Origin of the sequence: Parvibaculum sedimenti (assembly GCF_009184905.1) — a bacterium.
In the GTDB taxonomy this organism is placed as follows: domain Bacteria; phylum Pseudomonadota; class Alphaproteobacteria; order Parvibaculales; family Parvibaculaceae; genus Parvibaculum; species Parvibaculum sedimenti.
In genome coordinates, this window is sequence record NZ_WESC01000001.1 from 292,697 (window position 1) to 306,975 (window position 14,279).

12 protein-coding genes are annotated in these 14,279 nt (G+C 61.4%); 5 read left to right on the forward strand and 7 right to left on the reverse strand.

What is annotated here, in order from left to right; translation table 11 throughout:
• The 5 genes from F2P47_RS01435 to F2P47_RS01460 all read left to right on the forward strand — a co-directional run bounded on the left by F2P47_RS01435 (window position 1) and on the right by F2P47_RS01460 (window position 2,865).
• Window positions 1–1,077 (forward strand): DUF2793 domain-containing protein, encoded by a 1,077-nt coding sequence (locus tag F2P47_RS01435; RefSeq protein WP_152214371.1) that lies wholly within the window; start codon window positions 1–3, stop codon window positions 1,075–1,077.
• A 20-nt stretch (window positions 1,078–1,097) separates the two neighbouring features.
• Window positions 1,098–1,385 (forward strand): DUF6127 family protein, encoded by a 288-nt coding sequence (locus F2P47_RS01440; RefSeq protein ID WP_036708271.1) that lies wholly within the window; start codon window positions 1,098–1,100, stop codon window positions 1,383–1,385.
• Between the two features lie 72 nt (window positions 1,386–1,457).
• A complete protein-coding gene (locus F2P47_RS01445; protein ID WP_152214372.1) occupies window positions 1,458–2,132 on the forward strand; it encodes a YcbK family protein in 675 nt (224 codons plus the stop codon).
• A complete protein-coding gene (locus tag F2P47_RS01450) occupies window positions 2,129–2,386 on the forward strand; it encodes a hypothetical protein (RefSeq protein ID WP_152214373.1) in 258 nt (85 codons plus the stop codon). The genes F2P47_RS01445 and F2P47_RS01450 overlap by 4 nt, the downstream gene beginning before the upstream one ends.
• A 278-nt stretch (window positions 2,387–2,664) precedes the next feature.
• Window positions 2,665–2,865 carry a hypothetical protein gene (locus tag F2P47_RS01460; RefSeq protein ID WP_152214375.1) on the forward strand — a complete coding sequence of 67 codons (201 nt, stop codon included), beginning with the start codon at window positions 2,665–2,667 and terminating at the stop codon, window positions 2,863–2,865.
• Here F2P47_RS01460 and F2P47_RS01465 read toward each other — a convergent pair.
• From F2P47_RS01465 to F2P47_RS01500, 7 genes are all read right to left on the reverse strand, one after another.
• Window positions 2,852–5,827, reverse strand: coding sequence for a type I restriction endonuclease subunit R (locus tag F2P47_RS01465; protein ID WP_152214376.1), 2,976 nt, complete (start codon window positions 5,825–5,827; stop codon window positions 2,852–2,854). The two genes, F2P47_RS01460 and F2P47_RS01465, sit on opposite strands and share 14 nt — an antisense overlap.
• Window positions 5,814–7,973 (reverse strand): NADAR family anti-phage protein, encoded by a 2,160-nt coding sequence (locus F2P47_RS17800; RefSeq protein ID WP_204886468.1) that lies wholly within the window; start codon window positions 7,971–7,973, stop codon window positions 5,814–5,816. The genes F2P47_RS01465 and F2P47_RS17800 overlap by 14 nt, the downstream gene beginning before the upstream one ends.
• On the reverse strand, window positions 7,957–9,003 hold the full coding sequence (locus tag F2P47_RS01480) for a phosphoribosyltransferase-like anti-phage protein (RefSeq protein WP_152214377.1): 1,047 nt from the start codon (window positions 9,001–9,003) through the stop codon (window positions 7,957–7,959). Before F2P47_RS01480 ends, F2P47_RS17800 begins: the two co-directional genes overlap by 17 nt.
• A 41-nt stretch (window positions 9,004–9,044) precedes the next feature.
• Window positions 9,045–10,841 carry a GmrSD restriction endonuclease domain-containing protein gene (locus tag F2P47_RS01485; RefSeq protein WP_152214378.1) on the reverse strand — a complete coding sequence of 599 codons (1,797 nt, stop codon included), beginning with the start codon at window positions 10,839–10,841 and terminating at the stop codon, window positions 9,045–9,047.
• 2 nt (window positions 10,842–10,843) lie between these two features.
• The gene (locus F2P47_RS01490; protein WP_152214379.1) at window positions 10,844–12,976 is read right to left on the reverse strand and encodes a type I restriction-modification system subunit M; all 2,133 of its coding nucleotides are present in this window, start codon (window positions 12,974–12,976) and stop codon (window positions 10,844–10,846) included.
• Between the two features lie 10 nt (window positions 12,977–12,986).
• Window positions 12,987–13,184 carry a helix-turn-helix domain-containing protein gene (locus F2P47_RS01495; protein WP_152214380.1) on the reverse strand — a complete coding sequence of 66 codons (198 nt, stop codon included), beginning with the start codon at window positions 13,182–13,184 and terminating at the stop codon, window positions 12,987–12,989.
• Window positions 13,185–13,693: 509 nt separating this feature from the next.
• A complete protein-coding gene (locus F2P47_RS01500; RefSeq protein WP_152214381.1) occupies window positions 13,694–14,269 on the reverse strand; it encodes a TadE/TadG family type IV pilus assembly protein in 576 nt (191 codons plus the stop codon).
• Between the last annotated feature and the right edge of the window lie 10 nt (window positions 14,270–14,279).

The following is a 14,279-nucleotide window of genomic DNA, read 5'->3' on the forward strand; positions in this document are numbered from 1 at the left end:
ATGCCCGATACCACGCCCCATCTCGATATGCCCTACATCCTGGCGAACCAATCGCAGAAGCATGTAACGCACAACGAGGCCCTGCGGCTGCTCGATGCGCTGGTCCAGCTTTCTGTTATCAGCGCATCGGCAATCGCCCCTCCCGGCAGCCCGAGCGATGGCGACCGCTACATCGTCGCCTCGGGTGCGACTGGCGACTGGGCGGGGTGGGACCTGAACGTGGCGCTGTGGACGGATGGGGCCTGGCTCCGCCTGCCACCCCGGACCGGCTGGCGGGCGTGGGTCGAGGACGAGGGCCTGCTGCTCGTCTACGATGGGGCGGACTGGATCGACTCTACCCCGGCGGCTCTACAGAACATGACGCTGCTGGGTCTCGGCACAACCGCAGATGCGTCCAACCCGTTCTCGGCCAAGCTGAACGCTGCGCTCTGGACGGCGAAGACCGTCGCCGAGGGTGGCACCGGCGATCTGTTCTACACCATGAACAAGGAGGCCGCCGCCGACGATCTCGGTCTGATCTTGCAGACCGGCTTCGTCACCAAGGCGCTGGTCGGGCTGTTCGGGTCCGACAGGTTCCGCCTCGCGGTCTCGGCAGACGGCAGCACCTTCTTCGACGGGCTCAGCGTCGACAACGCCACCGGCATCGTCGACCAGCCTCAACTGCCGCGGTTCAAGGCCTACACTAACTACGACAACTACGTGGGCGTCGGCACCTGGACCAAGATCGGCCTGAACAACACCGACTACAACGACCAGGGGGTCTTCGACGCCGCGAACAACCACTTCGTGGCGCCAGTCGACGGCACCTACCTCTTTGGCGCGACGCTGCTCTACAAGATCAACGCCAGCACCACGGCCCGCATGAGTGGACGGCTCGTCCTGAACGGTACCACCGAAATCCGCGGCTCCCTCGGCGAAATATCCGCCACCCACGTCTCGCTCGCCACCGCGATCTGGCTGCAGACCATGGTCCCACTCACCGCAGGCGATACCGTCGAGCTCCAGGGGTATTTCCGGGTCGCGGACGGCTACTTCGCGGCAGACCACACGTCCTTCTGGGGCTGCAAGGTCGGCTGAGCGGCGGAAGGAGGATCCCGATGAACCCACCCCGATCCGAGGGCTTCGTGCGCATGCCCGACGCCGAGTTCGAGGCGATCCTGACCCGGGCGGCCGAGGAAGGCGCTAAACGCGCGCTCGCCGATGTCGGCCTCGACGGCGACGAGGCCGCGCTCGACATCCGCGATCTGCGCTCGCTGGTGGATTGCATCCGTCTGGTGCGGCGCACGGCGATGCAGACCGCCGTCCGCATGATCACCACCGGCGTCATGCTGGCTCTGCTGGCCGGCATCGCGATCAAGCTGAAGATCTTCGGCGGCAGCCCGTAGCCGCTCCCCACTCCCATCATCAGCCCAACCGCACCCGCCCTCTAGGCGGGTTTTTCGTTTTCGGAGGACCCCATGACGACGACCTTCCACCGCCATTGGCGCGACGTGCCTGAGAGCACCTGGCGCTGGCCCAATTTCTCGCCGGCCGAGATCGCCTGCCGGGGCGCTGGCAAGCTGCTCATCAACGAACCCGCGCTCGACAAGCTGCAGGCGCTGCGCGACCGGCTGGGCAAGCCGCTGATCGTCCGCTCCGCGTATCGCAGCCCCGAGCACAACCGTGCCGTTGGTGGCGCGCCGCGCTCGAAGCACATGGACGGTACGGCGTTTGATATCGCCATGGCGAACCATGACCCTGTGGCCTTCGAGGCGGCCGCCCGAGCCGTTGGCTTCCTCGGCTTCGGCTTCTACCCGCGCTCCGGCTTCATTCACATCGACCTCGGTCCGGCGCGGATCTGGGGCCAGCGGTTCCCCGTGCGTCCCACGGCCTTTGCCGAGGAGACCGCACCTGCACGCGAGACGCTGGCTGACAGCCGCACGATGAAGGGCGGCGGCGCGGCGGGTGTCGCCACGTTGGGCGCAGCCGGGGTCGAGGTCGCGCAGAGCGTGTTGGCCGAGACCCAGTCCGCCATCCTGCCGCTCGTCCCGTACCTCGATACGCTGCGCTGGGTGTTCATCGCCGTGGCGCTCGCGGGCGTCGCCGTCACGATTTACGCGCGGCTTGATGACTGGAAGCGGGGGCAGCGATGATCGCCGCTCTCCTCACCGGGATCGCCGCCAGCCCGTGGATGAGGGCGGCCCTGCGCTACGGCGCCATCGCACTCGCGGTGCTCCTGTTCCTGCTCGCGCTCCGGCGCTCCGGCGAGCGCGCGGGCCGCCTCGCCGAACGCCTCGAAACCTCGGAGAAGACCAATGACGTCCAACGCCAGATGCTGGATGCCGCGGCTCGCCGTCCTCGCGATCGCGATGAGCTTGCTGACCGCCTGCGCGACGGCAGGTTCTGAGCCACGCATCGCCACCGTCTGCCCACCCGTTGTCGAGTATAGCCGCGAGTTCCAAGCGCGCGCAGCCGAGGAACTCGGGGTGCTGCCGGACGGATCGGCCATCGCCGAGATGATGAGCGACTACGCCGTCATGCGGGACCAGGCACGAAGTTGCCGCAGCCGGCGCCCATCAGCACAGCGATGGGAAAATGCGCGAACTACAAGCGCCTTATCATATTGATAATAATGAAAAAAAGAGCGTTGTAGCACCCTGTCTACTGCACTGGAGGAGCCGGTCAATGCCCCCAAAGTATCCCAACATCACGGTCCAGCTGACTGGGCATGACAGCAATGCCTTTATGATCCTCGGGTTGTGTCAACGGGCAGCGAAAGACGCCAATCTCCCGAAGGAAGAGATCGACGCCTTCTACAAGGAGGCCACAAGCGGTGATCATGATCATCTGATCCAGACCGCCATGCGCTGGTTCAGCTGCGAGTAGCGGCGGAACCAGCCTGCGCCGCCTTGTCGGCATAGGTCGCAGCGAAAATCGTCTCTGAAAGCCACTTCTTGAACGAGGGATTGTCGCTGAACTGCTTGAAGAGTTCGGTGTGGTCCGACAGCAGTTCGATCACCGCGCGCTCCAACGCTTTATCATGCTCGATGCGGGCGTTCTGCTTGTCCGAATTCTGCATCGCGTTCTGGTAGGCCTTGTCGGCCGCGACCTTCGTGGGCAACTCCTCAGCGATTACCTTCCCGATCTTGTCGGCGTCCTTCCAGTCGATGTTGCCGAACATCTCATTGAACGTCTTGAGGATGTTGCTGAGCAGGTCCAGTTCCGGCTCAGGCTTGCGACCGCCTCCGCCCAACGGCACAGGTCCGATTTCCGCGTCGGCATCGGGAAGCGCGATCGCCATCGTCGCCTGCGCCTCGACCCGGTAGCTGTCCATGTCGATGGCCTCCAGAATGCCCTTCGACAGGTCCTGCTCCTCTGGTGCAGGCAATTTCGGCGTCAGGAAGTTCAGGAAAATCGAGAGCCTCTCCCACTCCGCATTCGTGTACGGCAGGATTGCCGCCAGGAACCCGTAGGTGCGCGTGAAAGCCTTCGCCTTGCCCTTGAAGTCGACCTGCCCATCTTCATCGAGATCGGCCTTGTAGACCGCAACGCAGGCATCAAGGATGGGGTCGAGTTTGTCCCGGTCGGCGCCACCGAGATACAACCCCACGAGGTCCTCCACCTGCTCCCAGGAATAGACCTGGTAGCCGTCGAGCCGCGCTTTCAAGTCGTGCAGCTTGTTCGGGTCGGTCTCCTCGCTCAGGATCGTCGTGCGATAATAATCCTCGAACGACGCCTTGATGCCGTCTAAGTCGTTCATAAAATCCAGCACGAAGGTGTCGTGCTTCTGCGGATGCGCCCGGTTCAGGCGCGACAGCGTCTGCACGGCCTTGATGCCGGACAGCGTCTTGTCCACGTACATCGTGTGCAGCAGCGGCTCGTCGTAGCCGGTCTGGAACTTGTCGGCGACGATGAGGAACCGGTACGGGTCCTTCTGGATCAACTCTTCGATCTTGTTGCTGGGAAAGCCGTTGAGCGACGCCTCAGTCACCTTCTGACCGCCATATTCGTGCTCGCCCGAGAAGGCGACGATGGCTTGGTACGGGCTTTTGCGCTCCTTCAGATACTCCTCGAAGGCGTGAAAATACTGGATGGCCCGGTGGATCCCGCTGGTCACCACCATGGCGCGCGCTGCTCCGCCGATTTTGCGATGGGCCATCACCTGGTCGTGGAAATGGTCGACCATGATCTCCGCCTTCTTGCGGATGGCATGGTCATGGGATTCGACATAGCGCCGGAGCTTCTTTTGCGCCCGCTTGGCGTCAAACTGCGGGTCGTCCTCCACCGTCTTCATGAGCCGGTAGTAGCTTTCGACCGGCGTGTAGTGCTTGAGCACGTCGAGGATGAAGCCCTCTTCGATGGCCTGCTTCATCGAATAATTGTGGAAAGGGACGTGCCTGACCTTCCCACCCTCGGGGACCGCCGTGCCGAAAATCTCCAGCGTCTTGTTCTTGGGCGTGGCGGTGAAGGCGAAATAGCTCGCGTTCGGCAGAACCTTCCGCGCCTCCATCAAGCGGTTGATGGTGTCCTCGACGGTTTCGTCTTCCTCCTCGGCACCATTCGCGGCAAGGGCTATGTTCATCTTGGCTGACGTCCGGCCGCCTTGGCTGGAATGCGCCTCGTCGATAATGATGGCGAAGGTTCGCCCGCGATGGCTGTCCCCGATCTCGTCCAGGATGAACGGAAACTTCTGCACCGTGGTGATGATGATCTTCTTGCCCTGCTGCAGGAACGTCCGCAGCTGCTGCGATCCTTCGGTGACCGCGCCGACGATGGAGGACACTTGCGCGAATTGCTTGATGGTGTCGCGGATCTGCTTGTCGAGATTGCGCCTGTCGGTGACAACGATGACGGTGTCGAAGGTCGGCTTGCCGCCTGTCTCCAGCCCGATCAGCTGGTGGCCGAGCCAGGCAATCGAGTTGCTCTTGCCTGAACCTGCCGAGTGCTGGATGAGGTACCGCCGCCCGGCGCCGGAAGACCCTGCGTCGGCGAGCAGCTTGCGCACCACGTCAAGCTGGTGAAAGCGCGGGAAAATCTGCTTCGGCGGCTTCTTCTTTCCGCGCTCGTCCGTTTCCTCGACCACCTGCGCGTAGTTTTCCAGGATGTCGGTGAGGTTGCGCTTGGTCAGAACCTGCTTCCAAAGGTAATCGGTCTTCAGGCCATGCGGATTCGGCGGGTTGCCTGCGCCGTCGTTCCAGCCCTTGTTGAACGGCAGGAACCAGGACGCTTTGCCTTTCAGGTGGCTGCACATCCGCACTTCGTGGTCGTCCACAGCGAAGTGGACAACGCAGCGGCCGAACTGGAACAGCAGCTCCTTGGGATCGCGGTCGCGCTTGTACTGTTCGATTGCGTCCTCGACCGTCTGCTTGGTCAGGCTGTTCTTCAACTCGAAGGTGGCGACGGGCAGACCGTTGATGAACAGCGCCGCGTCGAGCGACAGCTTGGTCGCATCCTTGGAATAGTGCAGTTGGCGGGTAACGCTGAAGATGTTGGCGGCGAACAGCTCCTCGGCCTTCGCGTTGCCGGGGGTCGGCGTGCCGAAGAACAGCTCGACCGATCCGGGGCCGTGCTTCACGCCGTTGCGCAGCACGTCGATGACACCGCGCTTGGCGATCTCGCCTTGCAGCCGGTGCAGGAACTGCAGCCGCTTCGGTCCGTCCTCGCCAATGCCGAGGGCTTCGACAGCCTCCGGCTGCGTCGCGTTCAGGAAGTCGAACAGCTTGGCCAGGTCAATCGCGTGGTCCCGGTCAAAGTCCTTCGACTCGCTAGCAACGTAACCTGCCTCGTCGATCAGCGAGCGGACGATGAGGGCTTCGAGGCCTTTTTCGCTGGTGTCAGTCGTCGGCATCGGCCCCCTCCATCACCTCGGTGTCGTCGCCTTCCTCCTCCAGCGCCTCGTCGTCGGCAATCGGCTCGTCCGCAGCTTCGGCGATCTCGACATGGCGCACGTCCAGCTTGCCGGTGACGACATCGGCAATCAGGCGCTCTCGGTATTCCCGGATCAGCGTGATCTCGCTCTGAGCCTTCTCGATTGCCTCGTCGAAGGCGGCGGTCTCAGCCGCAATGTGATCGAGGATGGCCTTCTGTTCGGCCAGATGAGGGGAAAACGCCACATGAAGCGTGCCCAGACGCCCCTCTGAAATCGCCGGATAGGCAACGCCGATCGACGCTCGTATGACACGCTCAATGAACGTGCTGCTCTGAAGGACGTAGCCGAGCAAACGGGGCTCCACCTGCTCGACGGGCCGCAGCACGGCGAAGCCTGTGGAAGCGATGAGGTCCGGCCAGTCGTTCTCGATAAAATAGACCGCCTTCAGGTACGTTCGAACTGTCGAAAGGATCGTGTCGCCCTTCTGCACGATCTGTCGCGCGCGAGACGGGGCATCTTCGAATTTCATGCGTTCTGGCTTGGCGGTCAGAAACCCAGTCCCGACACAGCTGATGTCGAGATAATCGAACTCGTACTCTGGCGAGGTCTTGTCGCCGAGTGCTTTGGCGCGTTCGCGCAGCCAGTGCTTGAGCGGCTTCACCTCCCAATGGGCGGGAACCTCGGGCATCCAGTCGATGCCGGTGGGCTTCATCGGGGCATTGGAGTCTAAGCCGTGCGTGACGGCTCGGTTGATGATCGCCTGCTTCTGCTCGTTCAGTAGCCCGATCAGCCGCCGCTTGTTGCGGATCAGGCGGCGGACGCGGCGGTCATATGAATCGATGAATGCGACAATCTTGGTCTGTTCTTCCGTCGGCGGGACGACAACGCGCAGGTCGTAGAAATCATCGGAGTAGAGACGCCAGAACCCTTCGACGATCCCTTTGGTGCGCTTGCGCAGCTCCGTCTTATAAATCGGCGACTTGTACAGATGTTCGAAGTAACGCACCTCAGCGCCATCAACGCGGCGGAACACCGTGTAGTCCGGGCTGATAACGCCAGGCATCGAGGCGTGCGCGAACACACCGAGGTGAGCCTTCAACCGATTCAGAACGAGGTCGCCCGCCTCGCAGAGTTTCCCGCCTGCGTAACTCTCTGAGCGCAGGCGCCAAGTGTCGATCTTCGAACTTTCGACAAGGCCATGAACTTGGCTCATTGAAAGCTGCGTTTCCTCACCGGTTTCTGATCTCTTATCGACCTCGCGGAAGACGTACTTGCTGCGCCGAACTTCCCAATGCTCCGGGATCTCTCCGAGCCAAGGCAGGCCGCTGTCCCGATATCCGGAATAGGGCATTGGCTTCTTACTGGTGTACGCCTCGGCCGGGCGGTTGCTCTGCTGAATGTTCATTTGCCCCCGGGCGATCGTCGGCTGGTCGAAAAGAGAAGGTTGCGGGAGGTCTCGCGGTAGTGGCGAGGCGGTTGGCTGCGACGCGTGCGGCTCGATCCCGATCGGCTTCTCCCAACCGTCAGCGGCGCAAATCGCCTCGATGGGCTGGCGGAACAGAAGGAACTCGGGGATCGCCAGCGGCTCGATGACCCGAAGGCTCTCGGCCTCGTCGCCCTTCATCTGCTCGCGAAGCTCCATCAGCAGGCGGCCCAGCACGTTCATGCCGACGAGTGATCCGTCCTCGGCCACCTTCGCGCCCCAAAAATCATCCTTGCGGGATTGCTCGACGATGGGGCGGTCTCCCGTCGCCAGCAGCAGCCTGCCGAACTCGCGCCAGTTCTGTGCCAGCTTCACCCGCAGGCACCAGCGCATGATCTTCACGCGCACCGCGTCCCAGTCCGGCCGCGAGTCCTTGCGGAACGGCTTGCTGCGCATCTTGGCCGTCATCGGGCTGTGCTCGTCGATGATCTTGCGCTGCACATCGGGCAGATGTGGGAAACGGCAGGCTTGATAGAGCGCTTCCGACGTGCGGATGCGAACGCCGTTCACCCGCAGCGGGAAGCCCGGCGCCATGTTCGACAGACCGCCGAACCGCTCGTTCGTCTTCAGAAAGACGACGCTCGATTCGCGGTCGTAGGTGCGAAACTGGTTGCCCCGGGGCGCTTCAGAAGTCGAAGTCATCGAAATCGACCTCTCGTTCATAGGTTCGCCGCTGTAACAGCGGATACCACTTGCTGAATGGGTGGTTGGCATGCGCGTGAGGGTCACCCCACCACAAAGCAAGCGGCGCGTTATTCGGGCAATTTCGATAGGTCACGATTGTCGAACCGAAACCGACTCCAAAATTGCCGAACCCCAGCGGGCGCATGATGGCATTCGGGTTCTGGCAGAAGCCTCTGATCCTGATCCCTGCGCGCAGGAACTCGCGCTCTAAGAGTTGCCGCCCTTCTTCAGATGAGAATATCTCGATCTTTGGCTTACCGCCCGGCTGACGAGGCTCAAGCGGGAAGCGGCCTTGTTGGGCCAAATAGGCTGCCACAGCAGGATCGTCTGGCACCGTCGCGGGCCAAAGAACTTCTGACACGTTACGGTAGGCTTTTCGATTCTCAATTCGAGCAGCAGCCCAAACATGAAGTTCGATCTCTTTTCCAGCCGCTGCGGCCACTTCCTTAAGGCTTTTCGTGCACTGCCATTCGCCAAGCGTATGGGCGGCGATTACCAATATGTGCAGTACAGCCTTGGCTGGCGCGGCATCCCTGATCCATGCAGTCAAGTCACTCTTCACACGCCCGCCGGTGAAGATCACGTCATCAAGATAGATGTATGCGCCACCAGCAGTGCCGCACGCATCAATATCAAGGCCACATTTCTCCAACAACGACTCCCCAAATAGTCTCCTTATGTGGGTCTGGCTTTGACCATTTTGCTGGATGTCTAAGACATGTGCGCGTGACCAGAATCTTTGTGCATTGTCGCCAGTCATGTCCTTGTGAATTATCTGGTGAGAGAAGAAGCCTTTAATCCACTCCTGTGAGAGGTAGGTTTGCTTTAGGACATGGTTCACTTCACGCAGGATCGGCAGCTGGACGCCAGCGTCAAACTGATCGATCCAGCGTCCCACATGCTCCGGAGTCGGCACCGCCAGATCACCCTCGCGATAGTCGGCGGTGGTCGTCGCTATTGATGCGAGCAGGTCGTCCCGTTCAGCCATGTCTCGCCCCTCCACCTGCGTAGTATTTCCCCGACGGCACTTCAAAGCCCTTCGAAATAAGTTTTGATCTTCTGGGCCATCAGCTTTCGCCGCTGTTCCAGGAAGTCATCGAAAGACGGGATATCACCGTCGAGCAGGCACTCCGGCAGGCAGCTCATGCGAAGATTGGCGCGCATCTCCTCGTCCGTCGTGATGCCGCCATACTTCCGGATGCCGCCGTTGCACTGGCCCGCTAGCTCGGCGAAATAGATCTTCGGATCGCGGTCCCCGATGCCGATGTTTATCTCGCTTTGCGCGAGGACGAAGTTGGCGATCTGATTGTAACGACCACGCGTCAGACCTTGGCCCTTCAGGTGATTGCGCGGATAGACGTGGTGCACATCGCTGCGGTTCAGCAACAGGTCGCGAACCGTGATGTCCCGCGACAGGAAGCCCAGATCGCCGAGCTTAACCTGCGCCGCCTGATAGACGAGGAAATAGGGACTCGAGGCCGACGAGGTGTCCATTTCCTGCGGCAGCAGCGTGGTCCAGAAGCTTTCCGGCAGCTCGGCGTTGATCACCGCATCCGTATAGGCAGCAAGGCCACGGGACTCGATCTGGCGGATATCGAAATCGAAGGCCGTTTCGGGGCTGCCCGAATAGCGCCCGCGCAGGAGGGACATGACGTACCAGCGCCGGACGAGACGCTCGATCTCGGCTGCCGGCATGCCTTCGGCGCGGCCTCGTAGGTAGAGAATATAGGCGAAGTTGATGGCGTTCTGGCTGCGGATCAGGCCGGCCGTGACGAACCCTGCCGAGCGCAGGATCATCGTCAGCCGGTCGAAATGCGTCTTGTTGATAAAGTTCAGGACACCGGCCTTCAGGCGGGCAAAAGCCTCCTCGGCGACCGTCTCCTCGTACTGCTTCGTCTCGAAGTTCCGGCCCGACAGCAGGGCGACCAGATCCTGCAGCTTGCCCCTGCGGAACTCCGACGTGAACGCCACGCGCAGCATGTCGGTGTAGGACGGGTCGTACAGGTCGTCGTTTACGTCTTTCAGCCAGCGCATCTTCGGCAGGAATTCGGAAGCGGCGAAGACCTTGTCGCCCTTCTCGATGCGCGGCAGGAACTCCGGTGCGACGGCGAGGTGGCAGAAATAGTCGATCGCCTTGCGCAGCATGTTGCCGCCATAGGTGTCGTTCGCCGCGATTTTCGACATGGCGAAATCCGCTTGGCTGAGCGATGCGCCGGCCGAATTCACCCGGATGAAAATCTCGGTGACCGTCTCGATATCGAGATCTTCGGCCAGCTCGATGATGCCGACCTGGTTGTTGATGATCTTGCGGACCTTCTCCAGCACCAATGAAATCTGGTCCTGATCAGACTCCGGATTTCGCGCTGCATATTCACGTGTGAGCTTGGTCAGGCTGGCGTCTGGCGCAAAGACCGTCGCCAAGTCAGCAATCCATGAGGCGTCCTTCTGGATGGCCGGGTTCGAGACCTCGAAGCGCTCCTCGACCGGGTGGAACGCAATCCGAATGCGGACGGTTTCGTAGTCCTTGGTCAGCACCTCCTGGCCGAGCAACGCGGCCATGAGCGCAGTGACGCGCTGCTGCCCATCGATCAGGATGCGCTTGCCCGACGATGTGGAGCCGTCTTTCAGCCGGACCGACGGGTTCCGCCAGGCGATGAGATAGCCAACCGGATAGCCCTGATAGAGCGAGTCCAGAAGGTTGCGGACCTTGGTCGCGTCCCACACGAAAGGGCGCTGGATCTCCGGAATGGCGATCTCGCCGGACTTCACCCAAGTGAGCAGGGTCTCGATCGGATGGGGGGTGACGGAGTAGCGTTGGGTGGCCATGTTCACTGGCCTCCCGTCAGAACGTCTTCAAGAAGGCCTTCGGTTTCCTGCTCGAGCGCCCGAATGTCGGCTTCGATCTCCTGGAGTGTCCGCAGCGGCTGCGGCTTGTAGAAGTGCCGCGTGAAAGAGATTTCATAGCCGATGACCGTCTTGGACGGGTCGATCCAGGCGTCCGACGCATGAGGCAGAACCTCGCGGCGGAAGAACGCCTCGATACCGCCGTCTTCCAAGAACGGCACCTGCTCGGTGTCTCTCAACTCCGTGTCCGGTTCGTATTCGACGATGGCTGGCTTTCCGCCGACGGTCAGATGATAGCTGCCGTGGAGCGCTTCCGTTTCAGCATCGGCGCCCGGCTTGATCTTGGACACTTTCTTGATGACCGGCTCAGCTCCAGGATCCTTTATGCCCAGCCCCGCCATCAGGAGCTTCTGGCGTTTGGCTGTCATACGGACGCCGTGCTTGCCCGCCACAGCTTCGGCTTCTTCAAGGAAGCGGTTGAAATCTAGATGAGGGCCTTCGCCAAGCCGATCGGCTGCCGCTTCCACAACGCCAGTGAGCGATTCTTCCCCCGCATCCGCGCACACCTTTGCGAAGCGACGCCGCGCACTCGCCGACAGATCGACCTTCAAGCGCAAGGGCCGCTCGACCGTCACCTTCCAATAACCGAACGCCGCGTTGGGGAAGATCTTCGACTGCTCGCTTTCCTCGCTGTTGAGGAAGCTGTCGCAGATGCGCTTGATGTCGTCCGGCCCTAGAACGCAGTTCTTCTTGCCGAGGTTTTTCCGCAGCGGTTTGAACCACGCCGTGGCGTCGATCAGCTGGACTTTGCCCTTGCGGGACTCTGCCTTGCGATTGCTGAGCACCCAAATGTAGGTCGCGATGCCGGTGTTGTAGAAGATGTTCAGCGGCAGCGCGATGATGGCTTCGAGCCAATCGTTCTCGATGACCCAGCGCCGCACGTTGCTTTCGCCTGAGCCTGCATCGCCGGTGAACAGCGACGAGCCGTTGTGGACCTCCGCGATGCGGCTGCCGACCTTGGTGGCCTTCTTCATCTTGCTCAGCATGTTGGCCAGAAACACCATCTGGCCGTCGCTGGAGCGCGTGATCAGGCTGTACTCGGGATCACCACCGTGCTCGATCACAAAACGGGGGTCGGCGATGTCCTTCTTGCCGCCGAGCCGATCAAGATCGGATTTCCAGCTCTTGCCGTAGGGCGGGTTCGACAGCATGAAATCGAACTCGCGCGATGGGAATGCGTCGCTGGAGAGCGTCGAGCCGTACTTCATGTTCTCAGCTTCTGCGCCTTCACCCTTGAGGATGAGGTCCGCCTTGCTGATGGCGAAGGTCTCTGGGTTAACCTCCTGTCCGTAGAGGTGGACGGACACTTCCTTGCGATGGTCGGCCGCCAGCTTGACCAGCGTCTCTTCCGCCACCGTCAGCATACCGCCCGTACCGCAGGCTCCGTCGTATACAAGATAGGTGCCGGACTGAATTTCATCCGCGATCGGCATGAAGATCAGGTACGCCATGAGCTCCACCACGTCGCGCGGCGTGAAGTGCTCTCCGGCCTCTTCGTTGTTCTCTTCGTTGAACCGTCTGATGAGCTCCTCGAAGATCGTTCCCATGGAGTGGTTGTCGAGCCCCGGTAGGCGCACACTTTCGTCTTGGTGCAACACGGGCTTCGGGCTGAGATTGACCGATGGGTCGAGGAATTTTTCGATCAGGAACCCGAGCGCGTCCGCTTCGACAAGCGTTGGGATCTGATTGCGGAACTTGAACTTGTCGAGCACCTCCTGAACGTTCGGGGAGAAGCCGTCGAGGTAGGCCTCGAAGTCTGACTTCAGCTGCTGGCGGCGCGCGCGAGACGTGAGGTCGCGAAGCCGGAACTGCGATGTGTTATAGAAGGCTTCGCCCGACGCCTGGCAAAGAGCCGCGTGCTGGTTGGCGACTCCGGCCTTGTCCAGTTGCGTCTTCATGGCCAAGACCGCGTCCTTGGTCGGTTCAAGCACGGCGTCGAGCCGACGAATGACGGTCATCGGCAGGATGACGTCGCGGTATTTGCCGCGAACATAGACATCGCGCAGAACATCATCGGCGATGTTCCAGATAAAATTGCTGATGTTCAGATCGCTCACTCGGGCCCCCTCAAGCCTTGGTCTGTGCAGCTTTTTTCTGCAGATCAATCCAGCTATCGAGGTCCGATCTCTTGAAGCGCCATGCACCGGCCACCTTGAACCCCGGCAGGTCGCCACGCTTTGCAAGCCGATAGACCGTCTTCTCGTCGACGTTCAGATAGCCAGCCACATCCCGGACGGTCATGGCCTGGTCTGGCGAATCCGCCATTATCGAGCCCTCGCTGTTTTTGCGACCATAGCATAGGAAACCAGGGCAAACTAGTCCATTGCTGGGCAGAGTAAGACGACTGCACCCCTGACGATGCGGCGTCCCAAACAGCTACGTTCACGGGCAATGATGGGATGGTCCGGCGTTGCCGGGGCTTGTGCTGCGGAACCATCAGCGAAAAGCAGAGCAAAGCCGATCTACGCGTCAGTTTGCCCAAACATCAACCCAATGCGAAGCGACCCGCTAAGCGAGTTTGTCGAAGAGTTCTCTCCCTCCGCCAGCGCCCCTGCGGCAAAATTCCCATAATTTTCAGACGCTTGTGGCTGCCGATCGGCTTTGCCGCGTCCTGGCGGCGCACACGCCGGTAAAGTCCGCCGCATTGCCGCGCGCGATAGCGCCGACGCGCCGGTGGCGGGACATGGGTCCGCCCTTTACCGCCCCATAAGGTGGCTGCGGCAGTTTTGCATCGGGCAGGCGGGAATGTTGGTTAACGGACGGAATCGATCCGCTCAGGAGGTCTTCGCGACGGTGAGCGAGCGGCGAGGGCGCAGATAGGCCGTTTCGGTCATGGTGATCGGCCCGACGATGAAATGGGCGATCGGGGAGACGTAGCTGTAGGTCACCTCGGCCATGATGACGCTGGAATTGGCGGTGGTGAGGCCGGTCGGGAGAGTGATGCTGGAATTCACGGTGCGGGCGGTGGCACCTCCATAAGCGCTGCTCCAGGCGATGGTGGTCACGTTGCTGCTGCTCGCCACCACGCTTGAGATCGTGATCTTGATCGGTGCCGTGTCAAAGGGCGTAAGGATCGCGGTGCTTGCCGCGAAGACGTCGTTCAGGTCGGCGCTGCTGACCGTGGTCTCCTGGGCGACAAGGTCAGCGGCAGTCTCCGCGACATTGGCCACGCGACGCGACGCGGTGAGCGCGTCCGCCGTCTCCAGCGTGCCGAAATACAGCGTCAGCATGATCGGCAGGATCATCGCGAACTCAACCGCGGCAAGCCCTCGCGTGTCTCGCCAGAAACGGCGCGACTGTTCATGCGCTGTCATCAGTGCTGCGGCTTCTTTGCGGGAATGGGCACTCATGGGCGGGGCC